The organism is Paenibacillus sonchi (assembly GCF_016772475.1).
In the GTDB taxonomy this organism is placed as follows: Bacteria; Bacillota; Bacilli; order Paenibacillales; family Paenibacillaceae; genus Paenibacillus_AQ; species Paenibacillus_AQ sonchi.
In genome coordinates this window covers 3695804-3709932 of sequence record NZ_CP068595.1, presented here as the reverse complement: position 1 = coordinate 3709932, position 14129 = coordinate 3695804, and the positions used below count along the sequence as shown (strand labels likewise).

At 50.5% G+C, this 14129-nt stretch carries 11 protein-coding genes and 1 pseudogene; 2 read left to right on the top strand and 10 right to left on the bottom strand.

From position 1 onward, the window contains the following. Positions 1-303: 303 nt before the first annotated feature. A complete protein-coding gene (locus tag JI735_RS16800; protein ID WP_039835759.1) occupies positions 304-1374 on the bottom strand; it encodes an SGNH/GDSL hydrolase family protein in 1071 nt (356 codons plus the stop codon). Positions 1375-1778: 404 nt separating this feature from the next. Here JI735_RS16800 and JI735_RS16795 point away from each other — a divergent pair, with 404 nt between their 5' ends. After that, positions 1779-3059 (top strand): glycoside hydrolase family 27 protein, encoded by a 1281-nt coding sequence (locus JI735_RS16795; RefSeq protein WP_202677588.1) that lies wholly within the window; start codon positions 1779-1781, stop codon positions 3057-3059. A 990-nt stretch (positions 3060-4049) separates the two neighbouring features. Here JI735_RS16795 and JI735_RS38140 read toward each other — a convergent pair. From JI735_RS38140 to JI735_RS16780, 3 genes are all read right to left on the bottom strand, one after another. Beyond that, positions 4050-4292, bottom strand: a complete 243-nt coding sequence (locus JI735_RS38140) for an EamA family transporter (RefSeq protein WP_459213572.1) — start codon at positions 4290-4292, stop codon at positions 4050-4052. 74 nt (positions 4293-4366) lie between these two features. Then, the gene (pgmB, locus tag JI735_RS16785) at positions 4367-5023 is read right to left on the bottom strand and encodes a beta-phosphoglucomutase (RefSeq protein ID WP_202677587.1); all 657 of its coding nucleotides are present in this window, start codon (positions 5021-5023) and stop codon (positions 4367-4369) included. Positions 5024-5060: 37 nt separating this feature from the next. Beyond that, positions 5061-5198, bottom strand: a complete 138-nt coding sequence (locus tag JI735_RS16780; RefSeq protein ID WP_157771389.1) for a hypothetical protein — start codon at positions 5196-5198, stop codon at positions 5061-5063. A 142-nt stretch (positions 5199-5340) separates the two neighbouring features. Between JI735_RS16780 and JI735_RS16775 the strand changes: the two are divergent. Beyond that, positions 5341-6197: pseudogene (locus tag JI735_RS16775) on the top strand (glycosyl hydrolase family 65 protein); the annotation flags it as partial. A 167-nt stretch (positions 6198-6364) separates the two neighbouring features. On the opposite strand, the gene JI735_RS16770 reads toward JI735_RS16775, so the two are convergent. The 6 genes from JI735_RS16770 to JI735_RS16745 form a co-directional block, all read right to left on the bottom strand. Beyond that, the gene (locus JI735_RS16770) at positions 6365-6541 is read right to left on the bottom strand and encodes a hypothetical protein (RefSeq protein ID WP_157771262.1); all 177 of its coding nucleotides are present in this window, start codon (positions 6539-6541) and stop codon (positions 6365-6367) included. A gap of 203 nt (positions 6542-6744) precedes the next feature. Further along, positions 6745-7863 (bottom strand): GerAB/ArcD/ProY family transporter, encoded by a 1119-nt coding sequence (locus JI735_RS16765; protein ID WP_051051507.1) that lies wholly within the window; start codon positions 7861-7863, stop codon positions 6745-6747. Positions 7864-8117: 254 nt separating this feature from the next. Next, complete coding sequence (locus JI735_RS16760; RefSeq protein ID WP_233476434.1) at positions 8118-9311, bottom strand: Ger(x)C family spore germination protein; 1194 nt, start codon at positions 9309-9311, stop codon at positions 8118-8120. A 3-nt stretch (positions 9312-9314) separates the two neighbouring features. Continuing rightward, on the bottom strand, positions 9315-10850 hold the full coding sequence (locus JI735_RS16755; protein ID WP_039833064.1) for a spore germination protein: 1536 nt from the start codon (positions 10848-10850) through the stop codon (positions 9315-9317). A gap of 447 nt (positions 10851-11297) precedes the next feature. Beyond that, positions 11298-12272 carry a glycosyl hydrolase gene (locus JI735_RS16750; protein ID WP_039833073.1) on the bottom strand — a complete coding sequence of 325 codons (975 nt, stop codon included), beginning with the start codon at positions 12270-12272 and terminating at the stop codon, positions 11298-11300. A gap of 79 nt (positions 12273-12351) precedes the next feature. Continuing rightward, positions 12352-14058, bottom strand: a complete 1707-nt coding sequence (locus JI735_RS16745) for an ABC transporter substrate-binding protein (RefSeq protein ID WP_039833065.1) — start codon at positions 14056-14058, stop codon at positions 12352-12354. Positions 14059-14129: the final 71 nt, after the last annotated feature.

Here is a 14129-nt window from a genome sequence, read left to right as displayed (position 1 = left end):
ATAAAACCTCACAAAAAAAATGGCAAGGCTTCGCCATTTCGTGTAACTTGTGAAGTATACACTACCCTGGTTTTTGCCGCCATTTGTCCCCCTCATTTCTCTAAAGTGCCTAAGCTTCAATAGATTCATTCGGGTTGCTGTGATGTTGCCGTCTAAATCAACGTTATATCCCAGTTATCAGATAACCATTTCCAGTCAGTCCGAAGATAAATCTTACAGAATCGTTAGTGTTTAGTTTTTTAAGGTTATTTTATTCTAAAGAAGATTCGATTTCAAGCTTTTCCCATTTTTTATTGGCTTAAGTCACCACTTCATAAGCTCTTTAATATAAGACGTCAGTTGTTTGGCCGCTTTGCTGTGTGTGGCCCGGGACGGGTGAAAGTCGGCCGCGTAGCCGTCTGCGGTCAGCTGCTCGTCCAACTTCATTGCGGTAATTTTGCTGTCGCCTGTCTCCCGGATAAATTGCTTCACTGCTTGTTCGACATATGGATACAGCCTGTCCCCCATAATACCCAGCGTACACAAAATTGGCGCATGGGGATTATTTCGTCTGACCCTTTTAAGAAATTCAACATATTCTTCAGCATATTCCGTCTGCTTGGCGGTATCCTCTTTCGTGTAAGAATCATCGTTCGTTCCGAGGTTAATGACAATGAGATCGGGCACAAACTTCCGGAAATCCCAGCGTACGTCTTGGGGCAGCAAGCGATTGTCAAACTTCCCCTCAGACTTGCCCACTTTTTCATAGTAATCCGGAAGAAGATGTGTGGTAAGCTTGTGGTCATTTTCCGTATAGCCTGTAATAATGCCATATCCGCTGTACGAAACCATGCTGTAGTCAGCCTCAAGCTGCTCTGCGGTCAGGTAAGCATAGGTTTTCGTAACATCTTCTGTAGCAGTGGAAAAAGAATGCAGCTCATGCTCATCATCGACCCCATAGCCGCAAGTAATGGAATCGCCGATAAATTCGATAGTATATATTTTATCCGGAGTTGGCTTAATTCCATCGGCGGCATGGACGGAAATGCCCTGAATCCCTACCGTTGACATCGCCGCCTCGGACAGTTTTATGACCCTTATTACGACGTTCTGCGCAGTATCGCTTTCAAATACAGTGTACGATTTGAGCGGTTGATCCACCTGATCATCAATAACTCTTTTGCCGTTTACACTGATGCCGATTCTGGCCAGATTATTGCCGGTTGTTGCAATTGCATCGCCCTTGATGGTAATCTCCGCTTTCGTGCCGCAGAATGAAAATTCTATACCGCCGCCTGAGAGAGCCAGCCACAGCACATCGTTGTAATAGTGGGTCCGGCCAAGGATTTTTACATGTGTATCCGTTGCTGTGAAAGTTTGAGTTGTGGGAGACATAATAACCTTCCTTCTTATATAGATTGAACTTGAAAAACTAACAAAAGGGATGGAGGGGAAGTTTGGAACTGTAGGAGCGAATGCGTCCGCCTTTGTCTGCGGATTTCCACCGCGAACAGCGGGATTAATCAAGAAATCTGCAGATGGGCAGCGGCCGGAAGTCCAAACATTCACCGTAGTTCCGACGAAGTCCCTAATGTAAATATCTTAAGTTCACTCTATATAGATTGTATATTAGTAACAGTAACAAAGGTATATTCTGTTTTCAATAAGCTGCTGTAAGATCAATGCTGAAACCGCAATATAGTGCTATTATACCTGCAAGATTACTATAGATATCGCTATTCTCCTTTATTATGATGAACTTAGAAAGAGCAATAATACATCAGTAAAGGAGCTTTACAATGAACCATAAGCTTGCAGCACCTACTCCGCCGCTTGGCTGGAACAGCTGGGACTGCTACGGCGCGGCCGTAACAGAAGATGAAATCCGCGGCAATGCGGAATACATGGCAGAGCATCTCAAAGATTTCGGCTGGAGCTACATTACTGTCGATATTCAATGGTACGAGCCCCATGCCAATTCCTCTCAATACCGGCCGTTCGTTCCGCTCGTAATGGACGAATATTCCCGGCTGATGCCTGCCGCGAACCGCTTCCCTTCCGCAGCGGACGGTCAAGGCTTCAAGCCGTTAGCCGACTATGTTCACAGTCTAGGACTGCAATTCGGCATTCATATTATGCGCGGCATTCCGCGGCAGGCTGCCCATGCCGCAACGCCTATTCTGGGCACAACGGCAACCGCACGCGATGTTGCACATACGAACTCCATCTGTCCGTGGAATACAGATATGTACGGAGTGGACGCCTCAAAAGAAGGGGCACAAGCGTACTATGATTCTCTCTTTGAACTCTACGCCCAGTGGGGTGTCGATCTGGTGAAGGTGGACGACATCGCCGCTTCCAGGCTCTACGACACTCATCAGCCGGAGATCGCCCTGATCTCCAAAGCCATCGAGCGCTGCGGCCGGCCTATGGTGCTGAGCCTCTCCCCCGGCCCCGCTCCGGTTGAATATGCTGGGTTCTTCACCGGACATGCCAATATGTGGCGGGTTACGGACGACTTCTGGGACCAGTGGCCGCTGCTGCTGGATATGTTCGGCCGCTGCCGGAAATGGCAGGGCGTACCCCAGGCCGGCTCCTGGCCGGACTGCGATATGCTGCCGCTCGGCCACATCGGCATCCGCTCTGTGGATGGCGGGGGAGCGGACCGCTGGACCCGGTTCACGCGTGACGAGCAGCTGACGATGATGTCGCTCTGGAGCATTTTCCGCTCTCCGCTGATCTTCGGCGGCGAGCTGCGGGACAACGACGACTGGACGCTGTCGCTGCTTACCAACCGCGAGGTTCTGCGCGTGCACCGCGAGAGCTATGGAGCCAAGGAGGCACTCTGCAAAGATGAGCTTATCGTCTGGACTGCCGGACACACCGATGGCACCCGATATGCTGCCGTGTTCAACGTTGGCGAAAGCCCGCTGCAGCTGGACCTGGCCCTTGAAGAAGTCGGCCTCAGCGGCACAGCCGCCGGCACCGAGCTGTGGAGCGGAACGCCAGCTGAGCTTAACGCAGGCTCGCTGCAGACAACCATCCCGCCGCACGGCGTTCGCCTTTATAGCTTCTTGTAAAAAAAGCCGGTTATCCAGATTCGTCTGGACGACCGGCTTTTTACTGCCTGCAGTTTATTTCCCCAATTACATTGTTACCTGGAGAACGACTCCCCATAAATCCTATGGCCGACTCTTTAAGTGGAAAAAGGTTAAGTAATTTGCCGGAGTACCCTATCCTCGGGCAGATGAAGTGGAAAAAGGGACACTAATTCAACCCATTTCGCCATTGGACAAGAGATGTACCCCAATTAAGTTTACTTTTTCCACTTAACTCTCAGGATTTCTTAATTTTCGGAAAAATAAGTTCCCTTTTTCCAACTAGCACCTGCGAAGATGCCGGTAAGCAAGTGCTAAATTCCTCCGAACTCGGCCTTCGCCGCCCCAATAACGGTATTTCTGCCGTTGTTCGTTACAAATTCATCCAAAGTATTTATTCCACAACTTTAAGCATCATTTTATCCACATGCGGAAGTAGCCATAGTTTCCTATACAAGAACAAAATCACCCAGGCTGGTGAAAAACAGCCCGTGGCTTATCCACTGCGATTTCCCCGCCGTTTCAAAATCGACGGGTGCACGTTGGGGGCAGGGATGGTTGTACCCTAGGCAAAATTAGCGTCATTCGGCCTCTTCAAGATCGATCCGCAGCTGATGCATGCGGACAGGAGGGCCTTTATTTTGCTGATTCAGACGGTTCAGCAGGTTATGCGGACTGAGATGCCTTTATTTGTCCCTTTCCCCTTTATTCCAGGCTCAAATGAACGATATAACGGCTTCTGAGTCTGGATACGCCTGGAAAGCAAACTTTTTTGCAAAATAAGGCCTTCTCTGTCCGCTAATTCCGCCGATGCAGCCTATTCCGCCTGCACCTCCCTATTCATCTGCAGCTTCATAGATATCCACTTTGTTTAGCATGGTATAATTTCTTATTCAGCGGGCCAAAAGGGGCTGTGCTTTTCCGATAGGCTTGAGCCAAATCGTTCTTTGCTTCTCGACACGGGGATTGTTCTCATTTAAAAGCCCTTATTGGCGAAAAGGAATGCGCCTCTGGTTCCCTGCGCCATAGATTGCCGAATGCGATTCCACCTAAGATGATGAGAACGCCAGCCCACTGGACCCAGCCCACATGTTCTCCGAGCACAAGCGAGGACATAACGACGGCCATGGGTAATTCAGAGGCACTCATAATGGTACCCATTCCTGAGCCAATATGCGGCAATAATCCTCCTCTTCTGAAAACAAAAAAACACACAAATGCCTGTAAAAGACATTCGTGTGGTGAAAATAGAGCCAGCACTCTAGAAAAGTCCTTTTATTTATCTTTCCTTAAACCTGTACCAGCAGACGGTTCAGAAAGTCTAGACTCAGTCCTTGCGTATCGCGCAGCACCACGTCGGCACCGGCGGCCTCCAGAGCAGACTGCTCCCCAATGCCGACCGCCTTGATCGCCTGGATTCCGGCGGTGGCATCCTCGATGCCGACGCAGTATTCCGGCCGGGCCCCAACCTCTGCGGCTCCGCGCAGGAACAAATCCGGCGCAGGCTTGCCATGCTGCACGGAATCGGGATCAACAACATAGCGGAACAGGCCGTCCAACTGGAGCGAGCGCAAGATTTGCGGCGCATTTTTGCTGGCGGAAGCAATCACCGCCGGAATGTTCTGCGCCTGCAGTTCCTCCAGCAGCCCGGCAATCCCCGGATATGTATCGCCGGGTGTAAGCCCGTCCAGCAGCGACACATAATGCTCGTTCTTGCGCCGGGCCAGCTCTGCTTTTTCCACAGGCGTGAACTCCGTTTCCTTGCCGCCAAGCCGCAATATCCGCTCCAGCGACTCGCCCCGGCTGATGCCTTTCAGCGTCTCGTTAAAGGCGCGGTCGAACGGAATCCCAATGGATTCCCCCAGTTGTTTCCAGGCAATATAGTGGTATTCTGCCGTATCGGTAATTACTCCATCAAGATCAAAAATAACTGCTTCCAGTTTCATACTCTCATCTCCCCTAATTTAACGTTTCTTTTCTGCCTCAAGCTCTATCCCCGGACAGCTTCAGCTCAATACGCTGCTCACAGCTCTCCACAATCTGGCCATTCCATTCCACGGTTACCTTCCACCCGGCTTCATTCTGAATGAGCGCCTGCAAAACCCCGTCTTTCTCGGTCAAGGACAGCTCGAATTCCGCTTCACCGATTACAAGCCGTTCCAGCGTGCAGGCTTTGCCGCTCCATGCTGACGGAAGCTGCGCAGCAGCCGGTTGAGCAGCGCCAGCGCCGCGTCCGGGTTGCCGCTGGCAGCCTCTGCGACAGCAAACGCTTCAGGGACTGTCGATGGATGACCTTCTGACAGAGCAGCAGGCGTATTTGCAGGATTTCTGGAAAAGATCCGATGTAGTGATTGAAAATGACCAGTTGTTCCAGGAGGGAATCCGTTTCAACCTGTACCAGCTGCTGCAATCCGCAGGACGGGACGGGCACAGCAATATTTCAGCCAAAGGATTATCGGGTGAAGGCTATGAGGGGCATTATTTCTGGGATACGGAAATTTATATGCTGCCTGTGTTTCTGATGACCTCCCCGGAAAGGGCGCGGCAGCTTCTGCTGTACCGGTATTCCAAATTGGAGCAGGCCCGAAACCGGGCCAAGGAGATGGGCCATACCCGGGGGCACTGTTCCCGTGGCGGACGATCGCCGGGACGGAATGCTCCTCCTTCTTCCCGTCGGGTACGGCGCAATACCATATTAGCGCAGACGTGGCTTACAGCTACATCCAGTACTATCTGGCGGAAGAGGACCAGGAATTTCTGCTGAACTACGGGGCTGAAGTACTGTTCGAGACGGCCCGGCTTGATCTCGACAATACGCACGGCAACACCAAAGACGGGCTGCACATGGCCAACATGGGCGGAACCTGGATGGCCATCGTCTTCGGCTTTGCCGGGATGAGGCTGAAAGAAAGCGGGCTGTCGCTGTCCCCGGCCATCCCGGACGGATGGACAAAATATGCGTTTCGCCTGACCTTCCGCAGGCGGCTGATCGCAGTAACCATCGATCGCAAGGATGTTGTCCTGGAATTGCTGGAGGGCAGCGCCCTGACGCTGACCTTGTATGGACAGCCGGTTGAGCTAAGTCCGGGAGCCACTGTCAGACAGACGTTAATCCCATAGTCCGGGTTTCCAAATTTGCCGCAACCCGGCCCCGCTCTTGCCTGGCCGGTCCGGATAGTGGAAAAAAACCGAACGAACGAAGCGCCGCAACCCGGTAGCCCGGTTTGCGGCGCTTCGTTTTTGTTTTCCAGATTTTCCATAGCTTTTGTCCGGGATATATTTAAACGTTATGTGTACAAGATTGCCTTAGAAATATTTAATATTTCCTGATGAAGTTCCTTACCAGCTAATTCTTTATGCGATGCTTTCGAGCCTGCATCAATAGGTCCGTCTAAGTACCGCAAGCTGTTTTTTCCTGTCTCAATGACACATTCTTTGAGTACGTCAAGGTATTGTTTAGACATTTATAAGCCCCCAGGTAAGTTCTGATGTTCTACAATATCGCGGACTCGCCGCCGTGATTACAAACTTCTCCGCTATCGTACCCGTTACCTTTAGTGTAGAGCGCCCTTAAAATCCTGTACCCAGGAGGGCACTCTACTATGAAGTGTAGATTACAAGCATGGCAAAATCAACTCATTGCCGGGCAGCCTCCAAGATTTGTTTATCACTTTGCCGCATTTGACTCAGCCACAGCCTGCCGCCTGTCTTTGCGGCTTCGAATCCATGCTGTTAATAACAGCAGAAGACCGAGAGCAATGTTGAAGAAATCAAAAATAACATGGCTCGTTCCCAAATAGATTTGGAATTCTTCAACGCCGGAAGTCCGCCACATACTCAGCACCAGCGCAAGCAAGCCTACCGGAAACACAAGCTGGCGGTAGTTTTTGAGTCCAAACCACTGGCTGGCCCCCAATGCGGCCGTATACAGATAGGTGGTTAACTGAATGAACGTTCCGGGGAGCCACACGATTAGCAGCAAGGCGTCTACATGCTGAATAAATTTATCTATTCCTATATACCGAACGACTTCGATAAACGGATAATTCAATGTGCTGACATGCTTGCCGAAGAGAAAAACGGATACAAGCCCGGAGACAGACAAGGTAACCATGAGAGCAAACCAAGTTAATACTATGTACACTGTCGTTTTCCTCTGATTCGATACGAACGGAAAATATAGACCAAGCATCAAATAACCGGAGAACCAGCTGAACGGGACAAGGGCGCCCTTAATGGAAGGAGCGATCCCTTCACCCATAACGGGGAGGATATTATTTACGTCCCATTCCAGAATTGACAAGATGATCAGCAGTCCGAACACCAGGAAGGTTATCGGCAGGAACAGTTCTGCTAGCCGGCCTAAAACCTCCAGACCTCCTCTGACGGCGTAGGCTACAAGTAAGACAATCCCGCCAATGGCGATTAGGGGTGGCGTTTCGCGTAAAAAGACGGCCGAAATAAAGTCGCCAAATTCCCTCAATATAACAGATGTCAGATTAATACCGTATAGTATGACTACAAGCCCTACAGCTTTGCCGGCCCAAGGTCCAAGCAGCCGTACGCTGTACTGAATGATGGTTTCCTTCGGAAACCTGCTGCTGAGCCGGAGCATTCCTAGTACAAATAGCAAACCAAGCAGATGAGCCCAGATCGGGGATAACCACAAATCGTGACCGGCTTCCTTGCCCGTTATCTTCGGAATATACAGGATTCCGTCGTAGGCCGTTACCGAATAAAAAAGAAGACCTAGCTGCGCTGCGGAAATCTTACCTTTCTCTATCATCAGAAACGCTCCTCACTTCAACCCGACGTCAACCGCTTAAATATACTGTTGAACATATCGATCGGTCCTGGCATATTAGGAAACAGAAGCACGAGCACAGCCATGAACCATGCGACACCTGTGACGGCGATCAACGACACCCGCTCTCTTTTTTGCTTGTTTCCGAGACAACGCCATTCGGACCATACCATCAAGGCGGTTGCAAAGGTTGTTCCCGCCACCTCCACCCAAGTCACTTGCCTCCACACCTCTTTTCAGGATTTGCCGACAGGCACACTGTTCATCCCGGTTTGCCGGATTCTCACCTTAACCTGCACGTTGGCTTGTACCAAAGGATACATTCGCTCCCATTGGTCATGGATATGTTTCCATTTCCGTGGATTGTGGCGTTCGATCTCTTCGCCGAAGCCGAAAATGTCAGCCTTCATCCTTTGGGCTTGCTTGATGGTTATCTCCGCCTTGTTGCGGATTTTGTCGACCGCCGCCTCTTCGACATTGCGGATAAATTTCGAATCCGTTGTTTTAAAGTGAGTCGTATTTTGCACGAGGCTCATTTCGGCTTCAATCACAATGTCCATACGCGGTATTTCACCCGCAAATTTAGGATCGATCCGGGTGCTGGAAGAAAGGACTCCAAGTGAAATGAGCGGAGAAGAGGGCCGCTCCAGCTTCACCGTCTCAACGTCGCCTTTTACTTGTTTCAATATCCATTTAGCCCCGGAGTAGGACTCGCCTTGAATCAATCCGGCCATACGGTAACTAGAGAAGGCAGCATAACCTTTCACATACGGGACGCTTTCCCCGCCGTCTTGCGTGGTATCCACATAAGGTAAAAATGCCTCCTTTGAAATATTTCCGAGATTCTGTACAAGGCTGTTAAGCGTTATGGCCCGGCGAAAGAGGCGCTTGGATTCACCGCCCAGAAAATCCGCTTTAGTCTTCTCGAGCGGGGGGTCAGAAGCGAGAAAATCGCGTGCTGTCCCCTTGCAGACAAATGGCCGGACCCGCAGACGGACATTGCTGTCGCGGACAAGATAATCCAGCTGTTCCCTAAGCTGGCTGCGGGACAACGCCTCTCCGGCGACCAATATTTCAAGCTGTCCCCAATAAACAGTGCGGGACAGCTTAACCTGTAGCTCAGAAGCGGCATCCGCAGCAGTTGCGCCTGAAGCGGACCAAATCAGAGTCGAACCGCTGCTTTTAGAGCTGCTCTTACTCTTGCTCTGTTGTGTATCCCCTCCTCCCTCCTTTGGATGGACAATCTCCAGTGTTAATTCAATCTCCCCATTGTTTTTCAGATCTAAACCGGCTGTCGTTACAATCGCCAGATCATTCACTTCCATCCGGTCCCAGCAGCCCGTTGAAAACAGTAAAACGGTTGCCGCCATTACAAGCAATATGCTCTTACAAGCAGGCATCCAGATGAATGATAATCCGCTCTTCATCATCCGTCAGTTCCCGCCTCCTTTGCTTGAGCCCGGCTTCTGCCCTGGCGCCAGCCGGTGGCGGTTCTGCAAGCTGCTAAAACCGGGACGCCTTGACATTTTCCACAAAGGAGCCCGAATCATGGTATCCTTCATTTCATTTGGCACAAAAGGCGCGAAAGGAGACATGAAGGGGACGCCGTAAGAGCGGAGCATGCACAGATGTATCGCAATGGCGATAAGGCCAAACGATACCCCTAGCAGGCCCAGCGTCCCCCCAAGGATAATAAGCGGCAGCCTCAATAGACGAATGGCGAACTCCAGAGAATAATGGGGAGCCGTAAATCCCGCAATGCCCGTGAAGGCAATAATAATAACGATCGGTGCCGACACGAGCCCGGCCGACACGGCGGCTTCTCCTACGACCAGCGCACCGACGATCGTAACCGCTGAACCGATTTGCCTTGGAAGGCGGAGTCCGGCTTCACGCAGCACCTCGAACGCGAGCTGCATCATCATCACTTCTACGAAAGTCGGAAACGGGATTTCCTCACGCGCTGAGGCAATGCTAGCCAACAACTTGCCCGGCACCATTTCATGATGAAAGTTTAAAATCGCAACGTACACTGCCGGAAGTATCATGGATAACATTAGCGTCCAGTACCGCAAAAACCGTAAAAAGCTGGAGTACACTGTCCGGTTGTAATAATCGTCTGCAGCCTGTAAAAGCGTCGCCAGCGTCGCCGGAACAATGAGCACATCAGGGGTGCCGTCCACCAGGAGAACGATACGGCCTTCGAGCAAGCTTCCTGCTGCCACATCCACCCGTTCCGTAAATTGCTGCTGCGGAAACGGCGAGTATGGATTGTCTTCTGTCAGTTCTTCTATGTACCCGGTCTCTAGTACGCTGTCAATATCAATACGTTCGAGCCTGCTTTGCACCTCATGTAACAGGGAAGGTTTAGCCAATCCGTCAATATAAGCAATGCAGACTTCAGTCCCCGTATAGCCGCCAATGCTGTGAGATTGTACTTGCAGCTTAACGCTCTGGATTCTCCGCCGGATCTGCGAGAGATTGGTCGTGATGGATTCGGTGAAGCCTTCCCGCGGCCCCCGCAGCGATGTTTCAGTCTGGGGCTCTTCTATACTGCGCTTGTCCCATTGAACGAGTCCTAAAAGTAAAGCCCCGGCACAACCGTCCACAAGGAGTACAGGATACCCTTTGATTAATTGCCCGGCACATTCCTCAATAGTCCCGGCCTCATCGGCAGACATGACGGGTAGGAGGCGCATTTTGACCGATTGCAGATCGTTGCTTGATTCATCCCCGGATTGCATGAGAGGCTTCAAGACATTATTGTCGATCTCCTGCCTGTTCGACATGCTAGGAATATTGACGAGCTCAGCCCTGATCGTTCCGCCGATCAAAAACGGGCGGAACGAAACATCATCGGCTTCACCTAATACTCTTTTGAGAGCCTCTATATTGAGGTCTAACTCAGGAACCAGAGCAGTGCGGTCGTTCAATTCAAAGCTGCCATTCGAAGCAGAACGTGTCTGCATCCTCACCCCCTCCTGTCGCCAATACTGGTTATAACAGTTCAACATTGTGAAAGTACCGTTATTTTAACCATATAAGCGATTTATATCCTTTTCACCAGCTACTCGTATTGATGATCACAGCATCTCCGCCTTGATTTGGCGGCAGGAGGTTTTTTGGGTGATACATCAATTGATAGCTTCCCTTGTCTACGGTTTTCGTGACATGGAACTCATTTTGATCATACAGGGCTGGAGCCTTTTACTCGCTATCGTGCGTAGAGGTATACAAGCATAGGCGCTGCTTTCCGCGTTTCCTTGAGGTCTCAACGGCATAGTTCAGCAGTTGGATGCCAATCCTCCGGCCGGCATGCCGCTAATATGAAACGAAGCATGGCTTTAGCCATGCTTCATAACAATATCATCGCTTAACGCGGACGGCGCGTCTTGAGGTTAGCACTGCTCCCTTTCTTAATAGAGCCGCGGCAGTGTGTCTAAGGTAACTGCATAAGGGTGGTCATATGCACGCCGAAGCTCCTCCTTCGCCGTCCATTCCCCGGACGCACCGTAATCATTGGACCATATCATATACCAAACCCAAGGAATACGCGTCACGGACAATGCGGGGATGCCCGGAAGCACACCGATTTCACCCAGTGCAGCCAGTTTTTTGGCCGGCGTAATTTTCATCAGCCCGTTGTATTCTTTCTCTAAGTCAGTATGGGTATGTTTAGGAGGATACAAATCCAGCGAGATCACGTCGCAGACGTCGTCGCCCACATACCCTTCCGGAAGCGGAGAATTCCAGACCCAAATGAGGTTATTCAAACTATGATGATTCGTATACCGCTCATACATCATACGGTACAGCTGTTTGGCCACTTCGGGCCCTTTGGCTCCCCACCAGAACCACTCGCCTTCGGATTCGTGGAAAGGGCGCCATAACACCGGAATCCGCTTCTCGCAAAAAGGCTTAAGCAATGCTGCCATGTGATCCATGTCGGATAAGAGCATCTTATACTCTTCCGTTCCTTCCACTACAGCCCGGGACGCGTCAAAGGTGGTGTACTCGGTATAGAACCCTTTGTCACGGCTGCCGAACGGTGAGAACCAGTGCCAGGTAAATGTTATCAGCCCCCGCTTGTTTAACGCCCAGTCCCATGCATTATCCAGCGTATTTTTATTTTCCTCCACCTCAATCAGGCAAGCTTCGCCGGCATCGCCGTAGTTAATGCCCGGGGAATAAGCAAGCAGCTCAAACCCGCATAGAGCCGGCAATTTCCCCGTCACCTCTTCAATATACCGCAGTTCTTTCTGTACGGTGGTTTGCGTATGTTGGCCGGTTATAATCCCATTGCCGGACAGTTCGTTTAAATAACGGAGGACGTTCTTTACCTCCTCAATTGCATTTGGATTGCAGGGTGCAACATTAGTAAATTTGTTCATTTCCAAGACTCCGATCATTAGAAATGGGCTCATTTCCGTTCTGAATAACGTTGGAAACGAGCCCGATGGATCAAACATCCTACTTCGTGGACCACAGCTCGATACGGTTTAAGATATGCTTGGTATAAGCTTCTTCCATTTCTTTAACTCCGGCCTTATCCAGGTCTGCCATATAGGCGGCCCAGATTTTATCAAATTCCTCCGGTTTGGACATCACTGCTTCAGGTATCCGCTTCCAGGTAATGTCCTTCATTTTGGCCCCCAGGATCACAGCAGGATCGTCACTGGCGAGTGACATCGTGTAGGCTGCACCGTAAGCTCTTGGCCCAAATTCTTCTTCTGCAGGAAAGAGATCTTTCCAATGCTCCGCACCGTAAGCTTTCAGAGTTTCTTTCTCCGGTTCACTGTAGCTCGCCGTCAACTGCTCAGGATAGCTGCGTGTGAAATAGTTCCCGGTTGAATCTTTAATCCCGTCCCCATAGTGGACCATCATATTCCAGTAAAGTCCAACACCCGCTTCTTTTTGAAAAGCTGCGTTGTCATTATCCATACGTTCCTGTACAGCTGGTATAATCACACGTTTGCCGCCTTCAACCGTATAGTGTTTTCCTTCAATTCCCCAGTTGTTCAGAATTTGGCCCTCTTCCGATGCAAGGAAGTCGAGGAATTGAATGGCACGTACCGGGTCCTTACACTTGCTGGAGATCGAGATTCCGTACCCTCCGTCAAAGCCGGCCGGCCAGAAGCTGGTATCCTTGTATTCTTTACTCATAGTAACCGGATAATGACCGTAAGTCTGATCGAGCTTTCCTGCAGCCTTTAGCGCATTCTGCGCATCGCCATAATCCCATTCCGGATCGGCCAAGCCGAGGACCCGGCCTGAAGCCACTTTAGCCTTGAACTGGTCGGTCTTTTGCACAAAGCTTTCCGGATCAAGCAGCCCGATGTTGTTCATGTGATTCAACCAGCGGAAATATTCTTTTTCCTCCGGACGGCGGAAATGATAAGTCGCCTGATGCGTTTCTTGATCAATGTAATATTCGCCGTCGTCCGGTCCTCCGGTGGTCTGGAATCCTGCGTTGGTGACCTGGTACATATGCCAATCGTCCCCATTCAGCGAAAGCCCGATATTCTTATTGCCGTTTTCGTCCGTAGGGTGCTTGGTGATATAATCCTGAATGACTTTTTCAAAATCCTTGACCGTCTGTATTTCCGGATAACCGGCCTCTTTGACGACACGGTGCTGAAGCTCAAATCCTCCGTCGGCTTTGAATTTTTTCTCATCAACGGCGGACCAGGTTGGAATGGAGTAAATCGCTTGATCCTCCAGGCTATACTTGGTCCGGACAATCTTGTCCCCCAGCATTTTTTTGATGTTAGGCGCGTGCTTCTCAATCAAATCTGTCAGGTCGAGAATAGCACCGGCGTCGACAAGCTTGCCGACATCCGCCTTTGCGGCGATCAAATCCGGATAGTTGCCTGTCGCTGCAATCAAGGAGATTTTTTGCACCGGATCACCGACGGCAAACTCAGCATCCAGAGTCACTCCGGTTTTTTCCGTAATAATCTTTCCGACTTCATCTTTCATGTTGTTCCAGTTTGTGCTGGAATCTTCCGAAAAATAAGTAAGCGTAACCGGTTTTAACTCTGTCCCGGCCGAAGAACCTCCCGAGTTGTTTCCTTCACCGGCAGTAGCGCCGTCATTACCGCTGCACCCCGCGAGTGTCGACACTAAAGTCAGTGCCACTATGGAAGAAGCAATCAACCCTTTTTTTTCTGGCTTCATGAACTAAACCCCCTAGATTAATGAAATAGATAATAGCTTGTATGAGACAGGCAGTTCACCTGGGCACACCA

Coding starts and splice junctions, on each gene's coding strand:
- JI735_RS16760 (WP_233476434.1), bottom strand. CDS start 9,311: ATGATGAAGAGCGGATTATCATTCATCTGGATGCCTGCTTGTAAGAGC.
- JI735_RS16750 (WP_039833073.1), bottom strand. CDS start 12,272: ATGAACAAATTTACTAATGTTGCACCCTGCAATCCAAATGCAATTGAG.
- pgmB (WP_202677587.1), bottom strand. CDS start 5,023: ATGAAACTGGAAGCAGTTATTTTTGATCTTGATGGAGTAATTACCGAT.
- JI735_RS16765 (WP_051051507.1), bottom strand. CDS start 7,863: ATGATAGAGAAAGGTAAGATTTCCGCAGCGCAGCTAGGTCTTCTTTTT.
- JI735_RS16755 (WP_039833064.1), bottom strand. CDS start 10,850: ATGCAGACACGTTCTGCTTCGAATGGCAGCTTTGAATTGAACGACCGC.
- JI735_RS16800 (WP_039835759.1), bottom strand. CDS start 1,374: ATGTCTCCCACAACTCAAACTTTCACAGCAACGGATACACATGTAAAA.
- JI735_RS16795 (WP_202677588.1), top strand. CDS start 1,779: ATGAACCATAAGCTTGCAGCACCTACTCCGCCGCTTGGCTGGAACAGC.
- JI735_RS16745 (WP_039833065.1), bottom strand. CDS start 14,058: ATGAAGCCAGAAAAAAAAGGGTTGATTGCTTCTTCCATAGTGGCACTG.
- JI735_RS16770 (WP_157771262.1), bottom strand. CDS start 6,541: ATGTCTAAACAATACCTTGACGTACTCAAAGAATGTGTCATTGAGACA.